General features: G+C 61.5%; 13 protein-coding genes and 1 tRNA gene. 3 read left to right on the top strand and 11 right to left on the bottom strand.

Going from position 1 to position 20,209, the window contains the following annotated elements; all coding sequences use genetic code 11:
• Window positions 1-351: 351 nt before the first annotated feature.
• The 4 genes from G7048_RS16920 to G7048_RS16935 all read right to left on the bottom strand — a co-directional run bounded on the left by G7048_RS16920 (window position 352) and on the right by G7048_RS16935 (window position 5,188).
• Window positions 352-1,248 carry an ABC transporter permease subunit gene (locus tag G7048_RS16920; RefSeq protein ID WP_166069261.1) on the bottom strand — a complete coding sequence of 299 codons (897 nt, stop codon included), beginning with the start codon at window positions 1,246-1,248 and terminating at the stop codon, window positions 352-354.
• Entirely contained in the window at window positions 1,241-2,029 is a 789-nt protein-coding gene (locus tag G7048_RS16925; protein ID WP_166069262.1) for a taurine ABC transporter ATP-binding protein, read from the bottom strand. The genes G7048_RS16920 and G7048_RS16925 overlap by 8 nt, the downstream gene beginning before the upstream one ends.
• A gap of 113 nt (window positions 2,030-2,142) precedes the next feature.
• Window positions 2,143-3,159: a taurine ABC transporter substrate-binding protein gene (gene tauA / locus G7048_RS16930; protein WP_166069263.1), complete on the bottom strand. Its 1,017-nt coding sequence runs from the start codon at window positions 3,157-3,159 to the stop codon at window positions 2,143-2,145.
• A 607-nt stretch (window positions 3,160-3,766) separates the two neighbouring features.
• Window positions 3,767-5,188: an FAD-binding oxidoreductase gene (locus G7048_RS16935; RefSeq protein WP_166069264.1), complete on the bottom strand. Its 1,422-nt coding sequence runs from the start codon at window positions 5,186-5,188 to the stop codon at window positions 3,767-3,769.
• Between the two features lie 337 nt (window positions 5,189-5,525).
• On the opposite strand from G7048_RS16935, the gene G7048_RS16940 reads away from it, so the two are divergent.
• Window positions 5,526-5,930: a nuclear transport factor 2 family protein gene (locus G7048_RS16940; protein ID WP_166069265.1), complete on the top strand. Its 405-nt coding sequence runs from the start codon at window positions 5,526-5,528 to the stop codon at window positions 5,928-5,930.
• A gap of 259 nt (window positions 5,931-6,189) precedes the next feature.
• Window positions 6,190-7,626: an amino acid permease gene (locus tag G7048_RS16945; RefSeq protein ID WP_166069266.1), complete on the top strand. Its 1,437-nt coding sequence runs from the start codon at window positions 6,190-6,192 to the stop codon at window positions 7,624-7,626.
• A gap of 305 nt (window positions 7,627-7,931) precedes the next feature.
• Here G7048_RS16945 and G7048_RS16950 read toward each other — a convergent pair whose 3' ends face one another.
• Complete coding sequence (locus G7048_RS16950; RefSeq protein ID WP_166071023.1) at window positions 7,932-9,446, bottom strand: PLP-dependent aminotransferase family protein; 1,515 nt, start codon at window positions 9,444-9,446, stop codon at window positions 7,932-7,934.
• 330 nt (window positions 9,447-9,776) lie between these two features.
• Here G7048_RS16950 and G7048_RS16955 point away from each other — a divergent pair.
• A tRNA-Arg gene (locus tag G7048_RS16955) sits at window positions 9,777-9,853 on the top strand.
• A gap of 209 nt (window positions 9,854-10,062) precedes the next feature.
• Here the strand turns inward: G7048_RS16955 and G7048_RS16960 are convergent.
• The 6 genes from G7048_RS16960 to G7048_RS16985 form a co-directional block, all read right to left on the bottom strand.
• On the bottom strand, window positions 10,063-11,256 hold the full coding sequence (locus tag G7048_RS16960; RefSeq protein ID WP_166069267.1) for an acetate/propionate family kinase: 1,194 nt from the start codon (window positions 11,254-11,256) through the stop codon (window positions 10,063-10,065).
• A 6-nt stretch (window positions 11,257-11,262) separates the two neighbouring features.
• The gene (locus G7048_RS16965; protein WP_166069268.1) at window positions 11,263-12,729 is read right to left on the bottom strand and encodes a bifunctional enoyl-CoA hydratase/phosphate acetyltransferase; all 1,467 of its coding nucleotides are present in this window, start codon (window positions 12,727-12,729) and stop codon (window positions 11,263-11,265) included.
• A 142-nt stretch (window positions 12,730-12,871) separates the two neighbouring features.
• Complete coding sequence (locus tag G7048_RS16970) at window positions 12,872-14,698, bottom strand: alpha/beta hydrolase (RefSeq protein ID WP_166069269.1); 1,827 nt, start codon at window positions 14,696-14,698, stop codon at window positions 12,872-12,874.
• A 423-nt stretch (window positions 14,699-15,121) separates the two neighbouring features.
• On the bottom strand, window positions 15,122-17,458 hold the full coding sequence (locus tag G7048_RS16975) for a CHASE2 domain-containing protein (RefSeq protein WP_166069270.1): 2,337 nt from the start codon (window positions 17,456-17,458) through the stop codon (window positions 15,122-15,124).
• A 21-nt stretch (window positions 17,459-17,479) separates the two neighbouring features.
• Window positions 17,480-19,126, bottom strand: a complete 1,647-nt coding sequence (locus G7048_RS16980) for a FecR domain-containing protein (RefSeq protein ID WP_240933014.1) — start codon at window positions 19,124-19,126, stop codon at window positions 17,480-17,482.
• A gap of 159 nt (window positions 19,127-19,285) precedes the next feature.
• Entirely contained in the window at window positions 19,286-19,999 is a 714-nt protein-coding gene (locus tag G7048_RS16985; protein ID WP_166069271.1) for a response regulator transcription factor, read from the bottom strand.
• Between the last annotated feature and the right edge of the window lie 210 nt (window positions 20,000-20,209).

Genomic DNA, 20,209 nt, shown 5'->3' on the forward strand with positions numbered 1-20,209 from the left:
ATCTGGCGCAGTCGCGAGATGAACGGTCACGAGCAACGCGAAGTGCCGTGACATACCTCTTATGAAACCACTGATTCGCGGCGGTTGCCCGAACGGAGAGCCCTCCGGGGCTCGCAGTGAGTTCTGCCGCGGGTATTGAAAAGCGATTTTTGGTGACTTTTTGGCGCAAGCAAAAAGTTACTCGCCCGCCGGGGCGAACACCCGGCACCCGCACTCAAACCACTTGGCAAGCCCAAAAAAGAAACGGGTGACTGAACCCAGCCACCCGAACCAAAGGAATAAATTTTCCTTAAAAGAACAGCTCCCCCGCCAGCGCTCACTAAGCAGCAAGCATAGAGGAACATTTTCTCGTCACATACGTCCCTTCCAAGGGACCAAACGCTTCTCTACCCACCGCATGAACAGGTCGAAAACATAAGCCACCACACCGATCACGATGATGCCCATGATCACGATGTCGGTACGCAGGAAGTTGGATGCGTTCAGCACCATCTGGCCCAGACCGACGTTCGCGGCCACCATTTCGGCGGCGACCAGAGTGGTCCAGCCGAAGCCGATGGCGATGCGCATGCCGACCAGGATGTCGGGCAGGGCGGCGGGGATGATGACGTAGCGGATCACTTGCCAGTAGTTCGCACCCATGGAGTACGCTGCGTTGATCTGCTCCTGCGCGGCGCTGCGCATGCCCGAGCGTGCGGCCAAAGCCAGCGGGGCGAAGCAGCTCAAGAAGATCAGCAGGATCTTGGGCGTTTCGTCGATGCCGAACCAGATGATGATCAGTGGCAGGTAAGCCAGTGGTGGCAGTGGGCGGTAGAACTCGATCGGTGGATCAAAGACGCCGCGCGCCACGCGCGACATGCCCATGGCGATGCCCAGCGGCACGGCCACGATGAAGGCCAGCCAGAAGGCGACCGTCACGCGCAGCAAACTGGCGGAGAAATGCTGCCACAGCGGCTTGTCGTTGGCCTGTCCGGTCAGGTACTCGTAGAACTGCTGGAACACCGCTTGCGGGCTTGGCAGGAACAGCGGTTTGACCCAGCCGAGATTGGTCGCGGCAAACCACAGGCCGAGCAGCGCGATCACGGTGACGATGCTGATGCCGACGCTCGAGCCTTCGCCCGGTGTCTTGAAGCGGCTGGTCTTGACCGGGCCCGGTGGTTTCTGCGATGGCGGCGTAGTCTGCGGACTCACGCGTGTCGCTTTGGGTGTGCTTGCGGGGATATTGTTCATGGTTACGGCTTCAGACATGAGCAGGCTCCCGGTGATGGATCAGACTCAGAACTTCTTCGCGCAGCTTGATGAAATCAGGGCGCGACTTGACCGCGCGGGCGTCGCCCGTGCGCAGGAATTCGTGGCAGAAAGGCATGTCGTCGTAGACATGTGAAATGCGGCCGGGGCTGGGGCTCATCACGATCAGGCGGCTGGCCAGAAACAGCGCTTCTTCCACCGAGTGGGTGATGAAGAACACCATCTTGTTTGTGGCTTTCCAGACCTTGAGCAGAATCTCCTGGACCTGCTCGCGCGTGAACGCATCAAGCGCGCCCATGGGTTCGTCCATGAGCAGCAGGGCCGGGTCGTTGGCGAGTGCGCGTGCAATGCCCACGCGCTGCTGCATGCCGCCCGAAAGCTCATACACGGCGCGCTTTGTATAGTTCTGCAGGCCCACGAGGCCGAGCTTTTCTTCGGCGATCTGTGTGCGGGTCTTCATGTCGACGCCGCGCATGCGCAGGCCAAGTGCGACGTTGTCCACCACGTTCAGCCACGGCATGAGCGCGTGCTTTTGAAACACCACGCCTTGATTCGCGCCGGGGCCTTGGATCGGCTTGCCGTCGAGCAGAATCTCGCCGCTCGATGGAGCCAGAAAGCCGGCCATGCAGTTGAGCAAAGTGGTTTTGCCGCAGCCTGATGCACCGAGTGCGACGACGAAGTCGCCATCGTGCATGGTCAGATTGACGGGGGCCAGGGCTTGCAAATGTCCGCCCTTGACCTCGTAGTTGACGGTCAGGTCGCGTATGTCCAGAGTTGGCATGACACCGTCCTCCAAAAGAAAAATGTGAAGAGATTCGAAGTGATCGTTTGCTTGCTCGCGATTGCGGCCACAGGTTGGCGTGTGACGGCAATCGCTGCCGGCATGAGCCGGGCTTACTTGCCCAGCGCCTTCTTCACATACGCGTCGGTGACGAATGCGGAATAGTCGGGTTTGACTTCCTGGATGCGACCTTGGGACTTCAGGAAGGTCGCGGTGTTGGACATGGCCTTGGCCGCGCCGCCGCCGAGCCACTGCGCGTTGAGCTGCTCTTCGGCGCTCGGGAATTTGTAGAGCGACATGGCGGCTGGCACGTCCTTGGGATCGGCCTTGCACCACTTCGCGATGGCCTTCACTTCGGTGGATTCAGGAGTCCACTTGGCGAGGTTGTCGCGCACCTGTGTGCTCGCGCGGTTCAGGGCCTTCACGAAGGCCACCATGAATTCCGGATTTTCCTGCGCGAACTTCGACGTCACCACGATGCCTTCGAAGGTGGGGAAACCCATCTGCGCGATGCTGCCGGACGTCGCCAGCACCTTGCCCTTTTGCTTGACCTTGGCGAGCACCGGGTCCCACACGAAGGTGCCGTCGATGTCGCCACGCTCCCATGCGGCGGCGATCTCTGGCGGGCGCATGTTCATGATGTTGACCTTGCGCGCGTCCACGCCTTCCTTGCCGAGCGCTGCGATGAGTTGGTAGTGCGCGGTGGAGACGAACGGCACGCCGATGCGCTTGCCTTCCATGCCCTTCAGGCTGGTGACGCCGCTGCCGTCGCGTGCAACCAGCGCTTCGGCGCTGGCGATGTCGGCAGACACCCAGAACAGCTTGATGTCCTGGCCCTGGCTGGCGGCTGCGGTCAGCGGGCTCGAACCCAGCTCGCCCATCTGCACGTCGCCCGATGCCATCGCGCGGATCACGTCGCCACCGCCGGAGAACATGCGCCAGTTGATCTTGTAGCCGGTTTCCTTTTCGATTTCGCCGGATTCCATGACGAGACGCAGTGGCACCAGCATGTCCTGATTCGCGAACGTCACCGTTTTCTGCTGCGCATTCGCCAGACCCGAAACACCCGCCAGAGCGAGCGCTGCTGCTGCGATACCCGTCTTCAGCACCAACCGTTTTTGCATTGTCATTTTGCTTGTCTCCATTGTTTTAGAACGAAATCGTTTGAACTTCAGAGCCGGAAAAACACACCCTCTTGTCTGACCCTCTGGCTGTGATGTCGGTTGACCCCTTCTCCGCTCCGAAGGCGAAGGCCCGCGCACGAGATTGGGCGAGCTTTCGACATTGAATGTAGTGAGCATCGCGTTGTAGCAAGTAGGGCCAGTTGCACTCTATCGTTAGGTCCAGTGCCGAAACGGAGTCGGCTTTGTTGAACAAAGGCATGCAGGTGTGCTTGTGCGTGCTTCGGGTTTGAATGGTGCCGAGCCTTGCAGGGCGTGGCTTTGCGGCCGATTGGCGGCATGCACCACGGTGGCGCGAAAAGGACACTTTGAATGAGCTAGGTGATTTCACTGATCTGCTTTGGAGAGTTGAAAGAAAGTGGGTTTCGCCGCATTTTTTCCAAATGGGGAATGCACGTTGCGAGCACCGGCTTTCTTGCAATTCGTGTGCCAGATTTGTTTTGCAAGTTGTTGAAAATAAAAGAAAAAAAGAGGCTCCTCCCTTGCGGGATGAGCCTCGAAAAGTCGCAGCGGGAGCTACGTTTACGATGAGTGGATGCTTTGGTTCAGCGCAGGATCAGCCTTGCTCGTCCTGACGGTGATACCAGTGATAAAGGAAGCGCTGACCCATGCGTCGGAATGGTGCAAACGCTTCCGAACGCACCGTGTTGAACACGTTCGGGTACTCCAGTGGGGAGTTGTAGATCGGCAGTTCGAACGCCTTGAGGTGCTGACCTGCAATGCGCTGCGCCATGCGGCGACCGGCGTGCGCCGAGAACGACACGCCGTTGCCGCCGTAACCCACGGCGTAGAAGATGGACTGCTTGGGATCGGGCTGCGTGATGCGCGGCATCATGTCGTGGCTCACATCCACCCAGCCCCACCAGGAGTAGTCGATCTTGATGCCCTTGAGCGCCGGGAACTTGTGGTGCAGACCATCGACGAGCTTGGCCATGTGCACTGGGTTGGGCGCGTCGGCACCGGTGATGGAGCTGCGGCTGCCGATCTGCACGCGGTTGTCGGGCAGGCGGCGGTAATAGAAGCGCAGCGTGCGCGTGTCGGTGATGACCTGCGTGGTCTTGAAGTTGGTGGCTTCGAGTTCTTCAGGTGTGAGCGGACGCGTGACCAGCGAGTTCGACAGGATCGGCATGATCTTGTTGCGCAGGCTCGAATGCAGCTTGTTGCTGGTGTAGCCACCGGTGGCGAAGCCGACCGACTTGGCCTTGACGATGCCGCCCGGTGTGCGCAGATAGTGCACACCGTTCCTGGTTTCCACATCCAGCACGGGGCTGGCGGGGTGAACCTTCACGCCGAGCGAGCGGGCCTTGCGCATGTAGGCAAAGGCAAGCTTGAGCGGGTGCACGCCGATGCCGTCGGGCTCGTGCATGGCGCCGAAACTGTCGTTGTCGTTGACCCAGTCACGCGCCACTTCTTCTTTGGAAAGCATCTTGGCGTCGTAGCCGAAGACGTCGCGCATGAGCTTGGTTTCGCTGCGCAGAAAGTCCATCTTCTTTTCGCGGTGCGCGATGTAGAGGTGACCACCGGGCTGCGGTTCGCATTCGGGGAATTCGGCGACCAGATCCTTGAAGGTTTGAAAGCCTTCGCGGATTTCGGCGTCGAGCTTGAGGGCGGTTTCCTTGCCCCAGCGTTCGACCCAGCCTGAGCGGTACAGGCGACCGCTGGCGTTCTGGCCCTGACCGCCGTTGCGGCTGGTGCAGCCCCAGGCGCTTTGGTTGGCTTCGAGCACGATGGCCTTGATGCCATGTTCGCGGGCGAGGAACAGGGCGGTGGACAGGCCTGTGAAGCCCGAACCCACGATGACCACATCGGCCTCGATGTCGCCGCTGATCGGGCCGTCATCTTCGGGTGGAATGCCAGCCGTGCCGACCCAGTAAGTCGGCGCATAGCCCGTGCCTTGACCGGGCGTTGGCATGACCAGCGGGTCGTATTGTGGGTCGTAAGGGCGCATGTAGTTTGGGCGCACGTCCTCTGCCTTCATCGTGTTGTCTCCTTGCGGGCCGCAGGTTTTTTTGCTGTCGGCGCCAACGTCCAAAAGTTTGAAATCTGGTGGGTCAAAACGCGTCGCAAGCACGCTCGTTTGACTGTGGAGGTCAGCATATCCAGCCGTCTGCGGCGCAGTTAGCGCCAGAGGGGAGGTTTCCATAGGTCCAGATGGGCGGTTTTTTGACCCGTGGATCCACTGGACTTAACGATAAGTGGGTGCTGGTTCTACGAATCCGCCGCCAGCCTGCCTAACATGCGTCCCATCGTTTCGTTTTGCCGTGCGCAGTTTTCATGCGCAGCGGCAGGTTTTCATTCAAGGATCAGGAGACAACATGAGCACCAACAGCTCCAATCAGCCCGACGCACAATTTCTGGCACGCTTTGCAGAAGCATGGAACAAGCACGACATCGACGCGCTGATGAGCTTCATGGCCGACGACTGCGTGTTCCACGCGGTGGCGGGTCCTGACGAACTGGGCAAGAGCTTCATCGGCCGCGAACAGGTCCGCGAAGGCTTCATGGCAGCCTGGGGCGCATTCCCCGACGCCGCATGGCTGGATGGCGACCACTGGGTCAACGGCGACCGCGGCGTATCCGAATCGACGTTCAAGGGAACGGCAGCCGACGGCTCGCGCGTGGAAGCGCGCATGGTCGACATCTTCACGTTCAAGGACGGCAAGATCGCCGTGAAGAACGCCTTCCGCAAGAACCGTCCTGCACTGGCCAAGGCGGCCTGAGCGAGCGGTTTCTCGACCGACAATCCATAGACCGCAAGGTCACAGTCAGCGCGACAGTTCGATATCGCCACGTTCAAGGTTTTGAGCGTGGCTTGTCGGGCCCTGCTCGCTGCTGATTTCTCCACACACTCGACGGACAAACCGGACACAGACGCCGGTCCGGCCAGCTGCGCGCACGTTTCTTGCAAAACGCAGGCCATGAATGCAGCGCAGCACAGGCAGAGCCAGAACATCCTCATAAAAAAGGAGACATCACATCATGCATAACCCCCAAACAGCCTCGGGGCTGTCGACCGGACTGAAAGAACGCCACATGACCATGATCGCCCTCGGTGGCGTGATCGGTGCTGGTTTGTTCATCGGCTCGGGCGTCGTCATCAAACAGGCGGGCCCTGCGGCCGTCATTTCCTTTCTGATCACCGGCCTGCTGGTCGTGCTGGTGATGCGCATGCTCGGCGAGCTGGCCTGTGCCATGCCCAGCGGCGGCTCGTTCTACGAGTACTCGCGTGAGGCGTTCGCCGATCATCCCGGCCTGTCCCGACTCGCGGGCTTTCTGACCGGTTGGATGTACTGGTATTTCTGGGTGATCGTGGTCGCGCTCGAAGCCGTGGCCGGTGCCGATCTGCTGCGCTACTGGCTGCCGAATGTGGATGGCTGGATCATCAGTCTCGTGCTGCTCGTGATGCTCACGCTCACCAATCTGGTGTCGGTGAAATCGTTTGGCGAATTCGAGTTCTGGTTCTCGTCCATCAAGGTCGCGGCCATCGTCGTGTTTCTGTTCATCGCCGGCGTGCATGTGCTGGGCTGGACTCCGGGCGCGAACGGTCTGCAGATCGCCAACCTCACGCAGCACGGCGGCTTTGCGCCCAATGGCTGGATTCCCGTGCTGACCGGCGCAGTGGCTGCCACTGGCTTTTACTTCGGTGCCGAGATCGTGACGATCGCCGCTGCCGAAACCGCAGAGCCGCAAAAGGCCGTCGCCAAGGCCACGAATTCTGTGATCACGCGCGTGCTGGTTTTCTATGTCGGCTCGGTGCTGCTGGTGGCCTGCCTGGTGCCATGGAACAGCAAGGACATCGCCACGCCTTACGTGAGCGCACTGAACGCCATGGGCGTGCCCGCTGCAGCGCAGATCATGAACGCCATCGTGCTGACGGCTGTGCTGTCTGCGCTGAACTCCGGTCTTTATGCTTCGTCGCGCATGCTGTTTGCATTGACCAAGCGCGGTGATGCGCCCAAGTCGCTCGCCAAGGTCAGCAAGAACGGCGTGCCGGTGCGTGCGATTCTGATCGCCACGCTGTTTGGTTACGGCGCGATCGTGATGTCGTATGTCTCGCCGGATACGGTGTTTGCGTTCCTCGTGAACTCGTACGGTACGGTCGCGATTTTTGTCTACATCCTGATCGCGATTTCGCAACTGCGCCTGCGCAAGCGTCTGGAGCGCGAAGCACCGCATCTGCTGAAGGTGCGCATGTGGTGCTTTCCGTATCTCACTTATCTGGCGATTGCCGGCATGTGCTCCATCGTGATTGCGATGGCGTTCATTCCGGAGCAACGCACGCCGTTGATGCTGGGGGTGGCGAGCTTGGGGATTCTCCTTGTCGCGTATTTCATTCGTCATCTGATCAATGGAGGCAAGACCCCAGACGATCGCAAGCCCGCGAATTTCAAACCAACGAAGTTGAAGAAGAGCTGAGTTGAACTGACTTCAATGTGGGTGTTTGGGCCGCGTGACGAATTTGGATGTTTGTTCGCGGTCTGAGAGTCTTCGTTTTGAGGTGGCGATATAGGCCCTCATGCGTCGTTGTCGAAGCCTTGCCGTACCGAAGTACTGTCAGCGGCTTCACGCCTAGCCTGAGGGCCTATCTCACCATTGGGGTGTTCTGTTCAAACGCTTTGCTCGCTGCGGAGCTTGTGGTTTGAATACCTTCGTTGTTTGAAAAAAGCCCCGTCAACTTTTTGAGTTGACGGGGCTTTTGCTTGGCTTGTCTTCTTTGCTTTTCAAACTTCTCGCATCGCTTGTGCGAGGGCTTGAATGCCTTGCGGGATCTTCTGTGCTGGGATGGACTGGTATCCAAGCCGGATGAAATTGCCCGGCGCTACAGGCGATTTGAAGAAGATGTCGCCGGGTTCGATCAGCACGCCATGTTTGGCGGCGCTGCGTGCCAGTGCGAGGGCGGAGACATGGTCGGGCAGTTGCACCCAGCAGGAGCCGCCGCCGCGCACGGGGGTGATGCGGCATTCGGGCAGGTGCTCGGTCATGGCGGTGATCAGTGCGGCGTGGCGTTCTTTTTGCGCTTGGGCGAGGCGGCGCAGTTGGGCTTCGTAGTGGCCCAGCGAGATGAACATCGCCAGCGTGCGTTGCACGAAGGTGGTGGGGTGGCGGATCATCAGGCGGCGCAGCGCGCGCAGTTCCTGCAGCAGCTCGGGCGCGGCGACGATGTAGCCGATGCGCAGGCCCGGTGCAAGGCTTTTGGAGAGGCTGCCCACGTAGATCACGCGGTTGCTGCGGTCCAGGCTCTTGAGAGCGGGCACGGGCTGGTCGTCGAAACTGCTTTCGCTTTCGTAGTCGTCCTCGATGAGGATGATGTCCTCTTCCTGCGCCATGTTGAGCAGCGCGTGGCGGCGCTCCAGCGGCATGGTCACGCCCGTGGGGCACTGGTGGCTGGGGGTGACATACAGATAGTCCAGATCGCGCAGATCGGTCGACAGTGGCAGGCCGTCACCGTCGACCTGCATGAACTTGAGCTGCGAGGTGCGGCTGGTGAAGATGTTGCGCGCGTCGGGATAACCGGGGTCTTCCATGCCGACGTGCGAGTCGTCGCGCAGCAGCAGGTCACCCACCATGTAGAGCGCATGCTGCGCGCCCACGGTGATGATGATTTCCTCGGGTGAGGCCCAGACCCCACGGCGCGGCAGCACCTTGGTCTGGATCTGGTGGATCAGGCTGTCGTCGTCGCGCGTGATGTAGTCGGGCGCCCATTGCTGGATGTCGAGCACGCTCAGCGCCTTGAGGCAGCATTCGCGCCATGCGGCGGTGGGAAACAGGTCCTTGTCGAACTGGCCGTAGAGAAACGGGTAGGGGAAGTCCTGCCAGTTCTGCTCCTTGACGATGCTGCGCTGCTGGCTGGGGCGCAGCCACAGGCGCTGGTTCCAGTCGGTGGGGTGGATGCCGCCGTTGCCTGCGTTGTGGGGATTGCCGGCATCGTCGCTCGCGGGTTCGGTGGCGGGCGCAGTCGTCATCACCTGCAGCTTGCGGCCCTGGAGCACGTCGGGGTGAATGAAGTGGCCCTTGCGTTGGCGACTCAGCAGAAACTCTTCTTCGGTCAACTGCTGGAACGCGAGCACCACGGTGATGCGGCCCACGCTCAGATGGCGCGCCAGTTCGCGGCTGGAGGGAACCGGGTCGCCGGGCGTGAGCACGCCGGTCAGGATCGCATCGACAAACATCTCGCGGATCTGGCCCTGAAGGCTCAGACCGGGCTTGGCGCTGCGCTGGAACAATTGCTCCCACATCGCGCCGGAGGGCGTCGTTGCATGCGCAGGTGTTCGGGAATCCGTCGTCGTCATTTACCTTCTTCTTGTCTTTGTCATCCTTGGCTGCGGCCATCGCTTGCGGCGGGCTGCAGGCTCGTGTCGCCGCGTCTGTCCTGTCCATGCAGGGTTGACGAAGGGCGAGCGCAAGCATCATTGTCGAAATCCACTGCACGGGGCAAGCGGATTTGTAATTTGACACGCTTGGGAGCCGCTCTGCGCGTTCCAAGGGTATTTACGAAGATTTTTTCAAAAAGATGGCGAATTTGATTTCGGGTCAAAAAATGCCGCTATAATTCATAGCTTCAGCAAGCGGCTGTAGCTCAGCTGGATAGAGTACTTGGCTACGAACCAAGGGGTCGTGGGTTCGATTCCTGCCAGCCGCACCAAACGTGAAGCCCCAGAACATTTATGTTCTGGGGCTTTTTCGTTTTTGCTTTTCGTCCCGTGTCGTTTGGATTGTCGCTCGTTTTGGGGTGGTGACATAGGCCTTCGCGTCGCGCCTGAAGGCCTATCTCACGATTGGGGTAGTGGCTTTGGTGCCCACTGCGCTTCGCGGGCTCGCTCCGGCCAGCGGGATCGGGGGCTGGTTCATTTGTCAGGTGATGCGCAACAGGGCTGCGGCGTCTCGTGCTGCCACTCGGCCCTCATCCGTGGGGATGACCCAGACTTCCACTTTGCTGTCCTGCGCATGGATCGCGGACGGGTGCTTGCCGCCTGCGTTCTGGTTGCGTTCTTCGTCGATGTGGATGCCCAGCCACGCGAGTCGTTGGCAGGCTTGTGCGCGCAGGCTGGGGTCGTTTTCGCCGATACCGCCGCTGAAGGCGAGTACATCGAGGCCTTCGAGCGTTGCGATGAGGGCGCCTGTTTCGCGCACCACGCTGTGGGTGAATTGGTCGATGGCTTGCTTCGCGTGTTCGCTGGTGTCGGCACGCAGCGTGCGCATGTCGGCGCTGATGCCGGAGACGCCGAGCAGGCCGCTTTCCTTGTAGAGCAGGGCTTCGATGCGCGCGTGGTCCCAGCCTTGTTCCATCAGGTAGAGCAGCACGCCGGGATCGATGTTGCCGCAGCGCGATCCCATCATCAGGCCGTCGAGTGCGGAAAAGCCCATGGTGGTGGCGATGCTGGTGCCGTTCAATGTGGCGCACAGGCTTGCGCCGCTGCCGAGATGCGCCATCACCACGCGTTGGTTGGCGCGCTTGCTGCGCTCTTGCAGCACGGACTGGATGTACTGATACGAAAGCCCGTGAAAGCCGTAGCGGCGAATGCCTTGTTGCTCGCTCAAATCGCGGGGCAGGGCAAAGGCGCGGTTGCGTTCGGGCATGTGCGCGTGGAATGCGGTGTCGAAACACGCGACCTGCGGCACGAGCGGAAAGGCTTCGCGAAAGCGGCGAATGCCTTCGATGTTGTGCGGCTGGTGCAGCGGCGCGAGCGAGTTGAATTGCACAAGGCGTTCCAGCACCGCATCATCGATCAGCACGCTGCTGGTGTAGACGCCGCCACCATGCACCACGCGGTGCGCGATGGCCTGGATTTCGGGCAAGCCTTCGAGCTTGGGAACGAGCGCGCGCAACTCGTCCAGCGATGCCTTGAAGGCGGTGTTGCCGTCGGGCACGGCAAGCGATCCGTTGAATTTTTCTTCGCGGTATTTCCAGCCGAATTCAGGCGTTCCGCCTGGCTGCAGACCCTGCACCGAACCCGCAAGAATTTCAGGAAGCACCTGTCCGTTGAGCACCGGGTGCAGCGAGAATTTGAGCGACGACGAGCCCGCATTGATTGCAAGAATGGCCATGCTGCTTCAGCCTTTTTTCAACGCGTTGGACGTTTGCTTCTTGCGCTCGTCATGCGCGACCATCAGGCCGAGCAGGGCCGAAGCGGCGCGTGCGCGCGGACCATCGGCGCGGCTGGTGAGCGCGATCGGCACGCGTGCGCCAAGCACGATGCCCGAGCCCGATGCACCAGCGAGATATTCGAGTTGTTTGGCGAGCATGTTGCCGCTTTCCAGATCGGGTACGAGCAGGATGTCGGCCTGTCCGGCGATCTTCGATTGAATGCCCTTGATGCGCGCGGCTTCTGCGGAGATGGCGTTGTCGAAGGCCAGCGGGCCGTCGAGTTCGCCGCCTTGAATCTGACCGCGTTCGGCCATCTTGCATAGCGCAGCGGCGTCGAGCGTGGCCGGCATGTTCTCGGCCACGGTCTCCACGGCGGCGAGGATGGCGACCTTGGGCGTGGCCACGCCCATCACCTGCACGAAGCGAATGGCGTTCTGCGCGATGTCGATCTTCTCGCCCAGCGTGGGCTGGATGTTGATGGCGGCGTCGGTGATGAACAGCGGTTTGGCGTAGGCGGGCACGTCGAATCGGAACACATGCGAGAGGCGGCGGCCGGTGCGCAGCTCGGGTTTGGCGAGCACGGCCTTGAGCAGTTCGTCGGTGTGCAGACTGCCCTTCATGAGCATTTCCACTTCACGTCGCGCGGCCATGTCGGCGGCCAGCGCGGCGGCTGCGTGGCTGTGTTCGGTGCTGTGGATTTCGATGCCATCCAGCGCTAGACCAGCCTCTTCAGCCACCTGGCGAATGCGGCTTTCGGGGCCCACGAGCACGGGCACGATGAGGCCGAGATTTGCAGCATCAAGTGCGCCGCGCAGCGATCCCGCATCGCAGGGATGGACGACAGCGCAGCGCACGGCTTCGAGATCCTTGCCGAGTGCCAGCAATTGCTGGTGGCGGGCCTCGGGGTCGTAGAGTGCGATGAGCGGTGCATTCACGCGTTGCACGCGCAGCTTTTCCGTCGGGGCGAGCAGCTTGGCATGGCCCTTGAGCACGATGTCGTTGAGTTGATTGGTGACTTCGCAATCCATGATCACGCGGTGGCGCGCATCGTCTTTCTCTGCGACGGTGGCGGTCACCGTGAGCGTGTCGCCCACATGCACGGGTTTGGTGAACTGCAGGTCCTGCGACAGATAGATGGTGCCGGGGCCGGGGAACTGCGTGCCGAACAGCGCGGAGATCAGCGCGCCGCTCCACATGCCGTGCGCGACGACTTGATGGAACTGCGTGCCCTGCGCGAACTCGGGGTTCATGTGCGCGGGATTGATGTCGCCCGACACGGCAGCAAACGCCTGTATGTCGCGCTGCGTGAGCGTGCGCACCAGGCGCGCGCTCTGGCCGATTCGCAGCTCGTCGTAGGTGACGTTTTCCAGCCATTCGGCGTTGCCGTTGGTGGTGGTGTCGGCGGTGCCGGGATTGCTGTCCTGAAGACTCATGGGCGTGAGAGAAAAGGAGGTGCAGAAAAGAAAATCACCGCGAGAGCTTGCATGCTCGCGGTGACGCGATGAAGTCAGCTTGTGGAGATCAGTGTAATCAGTCGGACCGATCAGTCGGTCGGCGCAGTCCGCTCAGTCCGCTTCAGTCCGAATATCGCACCATGACATACTCGCCCGGCGCATCGCAGACGATGTGCTTGCTGTCGATCTTCGGTGGTGCAATGGGCTTGCCCGAATGCTGCGTGAGCCACGCGTGCATGGCCTCCCACCACGAGCCCTGAATGGCTGGCGTGCGGATCGCCCAGTCGTCGGGTGCCATCCAGCTTTGCTCGCGCTCGGCGGCTTCGGTGCTGATCTGATAGCTGCGGCGCGGGCGGCCCGGCTCGCTCACGATGCCTGCGTTGTGCCCACCGGCGGCGAGCACGAAGGTCACGGGCACGCTGGTCTGCAGATGGATGCCGTAGACCGAGCGCCACGGTGCGACGTGATCGCGCTTGGTGGCGACGACGAACAGCGGCACGTTGATGTCCATGAGCGCCACGGCTGATCCGGCGAAGTGGTACTTGCCGCAGGCCAGCGCGTTGTCGAGGAACATCGCGGTGAGGTACTCGTCGTGCATGGCTGCAGGCAGGCGCGTCTGGTCGGCGTTCCAACTCATCAGATCGAAGCTCGCTTCGGCCTCGCCCAGCAGATAGCGGCGCATGTTGCGCGACCAGACCAGATCGCGCGACGAGAGAAATTGGAACGATCCGCCCATGTCCTTGCCCGACATGTAGCCCTTGCGATTCATCTTCTGGCGCAGCGTGGCGAGCTGGTCTTCATCGATGAACACGCCAAGCTCGCCGGGCTCGCTGAAATCGGTCTGTGCGGCAAGCAGCGTGCAGGATGCAAGCTGGGGCAGATCGCTGGGGATGAGCCGCTTTTCCTTCGCGTTGCGCGCGCCATTTTTCTGTCGCTCGATGCGACCCAGCGTGGCCGCGACGATGCTGAGAAACGTGCCGCCCAGGCAGTAACCCAGCGCGTGGATGCTCTGCGCACCGCTCACCGATTTCACGGCCTGCATGGCGGCGAGCACACCGGTGCTGAGGCAGTTCTCGATGGCGAGATGGCGGTCTTCGGCAGCGGGATTGCGCCACGAAATCATGAATACCTGATGCCCTTGTTCGAGCAGGTATTTCACCATCGAGTTGTGCGGCGACAGATCGAGGATGTAGTACTTCATGATGCACGAGGGCACGATGAGCACGGGCTCCGGATGGACCTTGGAGGTCATCGGCGTGTAGTGGATCAGCTCGATCAGATCGTTGCGGAAAACGACCTTGCCGGGAGTGACCGCCACGTCCTTGCCGACCTCGAAATCCAGCGGCTTGAGCGTGTCCTGCGCGGGCTCGGTGTTCCATGCCTTCTGCGCTTCGACGGCATCATCCATCAGATACTGCCAGCCTTGCTGCAGGCTTTGGCCGTGCGTTTCCTTCAAGCGCGAAAGCACCTCGGGGTTGGTGGCGATCCAGTTGGACGGTGCGAGCGCATCCAGCCACTGGCGCGCAAAGAAATCGACCACACGCGCATGGTGTTTGTTCATGCCATCGACCTGCACGGCATCGGCCCACCAGGCTTCGACGGCGGTGAAGTTGTCCTTGAGTTGGCGATACGGCCAGCGCGACCATTCGGGCGACCTGAAACGCGAATCGGCTTCGTGCGTGCTTTCGTCAACCACCTCACCTTCGTTCTTCAGCCCCGCAATGCCGCGCTGCCCCGCAAGCCGCATCGCATAGCGCGCCAACTCCTTCTGCTTGCCCGGCGCGGACGCGATGTGCAACGCCCAGTCAGCCCCCGCAAGCGCCAGCGCGATCGGCGACAGCCCCATCATCGAGCGACTCATGCGACCACGCACGCGGTCATCCCAGTTCTGCTCACTGAAGGCCTGCTGCGCGTTCTTCCACGAAGCCCAAAGGTCGGTTTCCTGCATATCGAATTGCCACTCCAACACGAGTTATCAACAGAGGTCTCAACTCATTGTCGGAGAACAAGGCATGCGGTATCAGGGTAAATCCCAGCGGTATGACCAAAGTCAATTCTTACCCTCAACTCCCTTGCCAAGGGCAAAAGAGGCAGGGGCCTACAACCAAGAACGAAGGGTGATTGTCGGAACGAAGTCGGAAAAAGCAGGTTTTTAAACAGCACGCAACGCAGCGTGCAGGGCCTACGAATCACCAGCCACAATGGTGAGATAGGCCCTCAGGCGCGACGCGAAGGAGCAGACAGTACGCCTGTACGGCAAGCCTTCGCAACAAAGCATGAGGGCCTATATCGCCACCTCAAAACGAAGACTCTCAACGCACAGAAAACGCCGAATTCGTCGCGGGACCTGTGCAGCGAGCAAACAAAACAATCAAGAAGCATCCGGCATGGTGCTGGGGACGTGCAGGCGAAACTCGGTTCCGTTGCCTGATTCGCTGACTACGTCTATGTGCCCGCCATGCCGCTGAATCACCGTCCGCACCAGCGCCAACCCCAGCCCAATGCCTTGAATCCCCGGATGGCTCGCTTCGTGCAGTCGTCGGAACGGCTCGAACAACGAAGTCCGTTTTTCTTCCGGAATGCCCGGCCCTTCGTCGCGAATGCTGATCACCCAGTCCGTGCCTTCGGTGAACAGATTGCAGTGCACGGTCGATTGCTGCGGGCTGAATTTGAGCGCGTTGCTCATCACGTTGCCGATGGCGCGGCTGATCATGCTGCGGTCGCCCCAGCAGGCGGCGGTGTCGGGGCGGCTTTCGAGTCGCACCTGCACCTGCTTGTCCTGCGCGCTGGCCCAGGCGTCGTCCACGTTTTCTTCAAGCAATGCGGCGAGGTCGAAGGTCGTGAGCGTGTAGTTCTGCGACTGCGCGCTCGCCAGCCGCACAAAGCCCTCGGCCATCGACAGCGAGGATTGCGCATAGCGTTCGATGCGCGGCAGCAGTTCGGTGGACGGCACCTGATCGGGATATTCACGGTGCATTTCCAGCAGCGTGATGATGGACGCTACGGGCGAGCGAATGTCGTGCGAGATGAAGTTCAGCGCTTCGTCGCGCTGCTTTTGCGCGCGGCGCATGTCGGTCAGGTCCACCAGCGTGATGAGCCAGCCTGCGTTCGTGCTGGCCGCAAACGGCTTGCACAGCAGCAGAAAATAGCGGCCCTGATCGTCGCGGCATTCCTGCTGGCTCGGGATGTCGGGCCACCGCAGCGGGTTGAGCGACAGCAGCGGTTTGCCCGATTCGGTGTGCACCAGTTCGGAAAACAGTTCCGCCAGCGCGTGGCCCACGGGATCGGGCGTGGTGTCTTCCACCAAGCGTGATGCAGCCGCGTTGGCGAGCGTGATCACGCCCAGACTGTCGCACACGAAAGTGGGCGAGGGCAGTTGGCGCAGGCTGTCGCTCACGAAATGGTGCAGCTCGCGCAACTGCTGCGTGGCCTGCTCGACCGCGTGGATACGGCGCTCCAGAAAGTCGCTGGGAAGAATGCGGTTGGCGCGCGTGACGGGCGGTGTCGGCAGCTTCACGCCGTCCTGCATCAGGTCGTGCATTTCCTGGCTCAGGAACATGGCTGCAGCGGACAGGCGACGCCAGCTCCACAGCGGATAGCTGAGCAGCACGCCCATCATTCCGGCGGCGGGCGCAAACTGCCAGCCAGTGGCGAGCGTGGTGATCGCGCCGACCAGCAGCATGAACAAGAACATCAAGCTGCACGCCACCAGCGCGGCAAACGGCCCGAGCAGCAGCACGGCCACCAGCGCAGCGGCTACGGGCAGCAGGTTGAACACCAGATTCCACGACAGCGGCGCCGGCATGATGCGCAGGTTGTCCATGCGCGCGTTGAGCACGTGGGCCACGAGTTCGACACCGGGAATGCGATCGGCCGCCGGGCCCACGGGCGCGGCAAACATGTCGCCCAGCCCCGTGGCTGTGGCTCCGACAAGCACGTACTTGCCGCGGAACGCATCGGAGGGGATGCGCTTCATCAGCACGTCGATGTACGAGTAGGTGATGAACGTCGGGCCGGTCTTCGCGCTTTTGGCGAACGGGATCACGCGCAAGCGGCTTTGCTTCCAGGTGTCGCTGGTTGCGGGCACATTCGCTCCGTCGCAGCCGGGGTAATCGCGTGCCCGCGCGGCGCATTGCATGGCGAGGCTGAAGTGCGGGCGCAGGCCGTTTTCGGGGCCTTCGAACAGATAGAGCCGCCGCGCGACGCCATCGGAATCGACCTGCACATGCACATGTCCGAGCTGCGCCGCGCCCTGGCGAATCAGTGGCAGGGGCGCGTCGATGGCGGCCTTGGAATCGTCGGTGCTGCGGATGATGGGCAGCACCACGTTGCCGTTGCGAGCGATGGCGTGCGAGAGGATGGTGTCGTCGCCGGGGTAGTCGGCATCGGGCTCGCTGAACAGCACGTCGAGCCCGACGGCGCGCGGCGCTTGCTCCGTGATCTGGTCGAGCAACTGCGCATGCAGCGCGCGCCGCCATGGCCAGCGGCCTATGGTTTCGATGCTGCGGTCGTCGATGGCGACGATGACGATGTCACGGTTGGCCTCGGGGGCGTGCAGACGACCGCCTGCATCGTGGATCAGGTGATCGACACGTTGCAGCGCGTCGGTCACGCACAGCCAAGTGACCAGACAGAGCAGCACCACGGTGAGCAGCGACCACTCGCGGCGCTGGAGTTGCGCCCGGCTGGTGGAGCGAAGAGGACTCATGCGCTCAACGACGCTGGGGCGTCATTTGCGTGTGAGTGGTTCGCCGTCGGACGAGGTCAGCGGCAGGCCGAACGCGCTCTGCACCTCGGCCGCAGCACGCACCTGACGGGCCGCAGAGAACGGGCTTTCGAGCCCGGTGGCGGTGTCGAGGGTCTTGATGCGAACGTAGTAGGTGCCGGGCTTCACGTCGGTCGCGCTCCAAAGGGGCTTGTCCAGCTTCTCGTCGGAGAGGATCTGGGCAAAGTCTTCGGTGCGCGAGACCTGCAGTTGATAGGTCTGTGCCGCCTCGCCGGGCCATTGCAGATGCAGGCCGGGAATGTCCTCGGCGCTGTTCATGGCGGAGAGATCGGGCGTGGCCGGGTTGTCCGCCAGCTTGAAGGCCTGCGGCTTCGAGAACGGACCTTGATCGGGCGAGCCGTCGGACAATTGGCGAATGCTGGCCGCGCGCCACAGATAGCTGCCCACGGGCAGGCTGGCGAGCAGGGCGCTGCAGTCGCCGCTGTTCTTCTGATCGAGCAGCGGCTGTGCGAACCCGGTGGCATCGGTGGCGACCTGAATGCGGTAGGTCTGCACACCGCTCACGGGCGTGCATTGCAGCGAGCCCGACGTGCGTGACGTGGTGCCGCCGGGCGCGGGCTGTTGGTACAGCGGCGGTGGCGGCTGGGTCTTGACCTTGAGTGCGCGCTTGGCAGGCATGCCGGGCAGTTGCTGTCCGTCGACGGCACGCGCGACGACGTAGTAGTTGCCATCGTCGACCAGTTTCATGCGCACTTGTGCGGACTCGAAGGTGCCGCTGCGCAGCACCTCGGACATCGACTCATCGCGCGCGACCTGCACCTGATAGGCGCTGGCCTGTTGCACGGGCTCGATCTGGAAGCTCAGGAAATTCGAGTCTTCCATGGTGTCCGGGATCTTCGACAGATCGGGCGAAGGCAGCAGGTCCTTGGTCTGACCGAGCTGGCCATCGCTGCTCACGGCAACGCCCTGGCCTTGGTTGATGACGGCTGCATTCTTCTTGTCACTGCCCTGCACCGACACCGTGCCGTGCGTGACGGACGACAGCGCGTTGCCGCCGTTGGTGAGCGACACATCGAACGTGGTGCCGCGCACGCTGGTCGTGGCGCGCGGTGTGCGGACCTCGAACTTGCGCGAAGGATCGGGCTCGGTGCCGACCGTGGCGTTCACGCTGCCCTGCTGCATTTCGAGCACGGACTGCAGGCTGCCTGCGCGGCCCTTGCGGCGCAGTTGCTGCAACTGCACATCGGACTGGGCCTGAATGCGGATCAGGCTGCCATCGGCGAGTTTGACGGTGACGAACGAGTCGGGCGCGACCTTGATCTGGGCACCTTCGCCGAGCTTTTGGCCTGCCTTGAGTTCGGCGGGCTCAGCGCCCGGCTTGGCGGTGACGCTCGCCTGTCCTTGAACAAAGCTGACTTCAGCCGATTGCAACGGAAGGAATTTGACGGGAATGCGAAGAGTCGATCCCGGTTGCAGGTGCTTGGGATTGGTGATCTGGTTGCTCTTTTGCAACTCGGGCCAGAGCTTGACGTCACCGTAGAACTCGGTGGCCAGTCGCTCCAGCGTGTCGCCCTGTTTGATGCGGTGTTCGATGAACCCGTCAGGTTGGGCGAACGCCAATGCAGGCAAGGCCATGGCAACGGATGCCACAGCCCTGAGAATCAGTTGTTTCGGCGGTGAATGACTCAGCAAACGGACCACAGTACTTCCTCCCGGACAATCGTCATTATTCCAGCCTTCGCTCTCTGGCGAGCGCTGGTGACTATATCCTACAGAGTGTTGAGACCCGTGGTTGTCGCGGGTTCGGGATTACGTAGAAATCAAAGCGTCTTCGCTCTTGGGCTTGACTGCTTCGAAACGATAACCCATTCCGTACACGGCTGTCACGATAAAGCCATTGTCCGGACGCAGGTCGAGCTGACTGCGAAGGCGAGAAATGTGAGTATCGAGCGAGCGGGAGATCACGTCGCTGGTCTGACCCCAGATGATTTCGCGCAGGTGGTCGCGTGAGAGCAGGCGGCCCATGTTCTGGAACAGGAACAGCGCGAGGTCGTATTCGCGGTTCTTGAGTTCGACGGCCTTGCTGTCCATCTCCAGCGTGCGGGTCTCGGGCAGGAAACGGTAGCGACCGAACTCCAACACCTCGTTCACGGCGGCGGGATAGGCGCGGCGCAGCAGGGCACCGACGCGCGCAGTGAGTTCGCCCACGCGCACGGGTTTGACCATGAAGTCGTCAGCGCCGCAGTCGAGTCCTTCGACGATGTCGCGCTCTTCCTGGCGACTCGTCACGAAGAGGATCGGCAGATCAAGTCCGACATGCTTGCGCACCCAGCGCACCACTTCGGGGCCCGATGTATCAGGCAGGTGCCAGTCGACCAACAACAGGTCGAAGGTGTCGCGACGCATGTCCTTCATGAGGGCCGCGCCGGTTTGATAGGTGTGACACGAGTGCCCCATGTCGGTTATGGCACGCTTGAACAGCTCGAGCTGCAGTGCGTCATCATCCAGAGCCACAATACGCATGGAAATCCTTGCAGGGAATTCAGTGGAAAAAATCTTCGTCCGAGTATAGGAAGCAGACCGATGAACTGCACATGGATGGTGCGAAGTTAACATTTGTTAACTGCCTCTGTCGCAACCCTGATTCCTTCTTGATATACGTCGATTGTGCTTCCGCAAATTGCTTGCAAATCGCGCACTGTTTTGGACGTCCGGACTGTGGTGTCGCAAGGC

This window comes from Diaphorobacter sp. HDW4B (genome assembly GCF_011305535.1).
Taxonomy (GTDB): domain Bacteria; phylum Pseudomonadota; class Gammaproteobacteria; order Burkholderiales; family Burkholderiaceae_C; genus Diaphorobacter_A.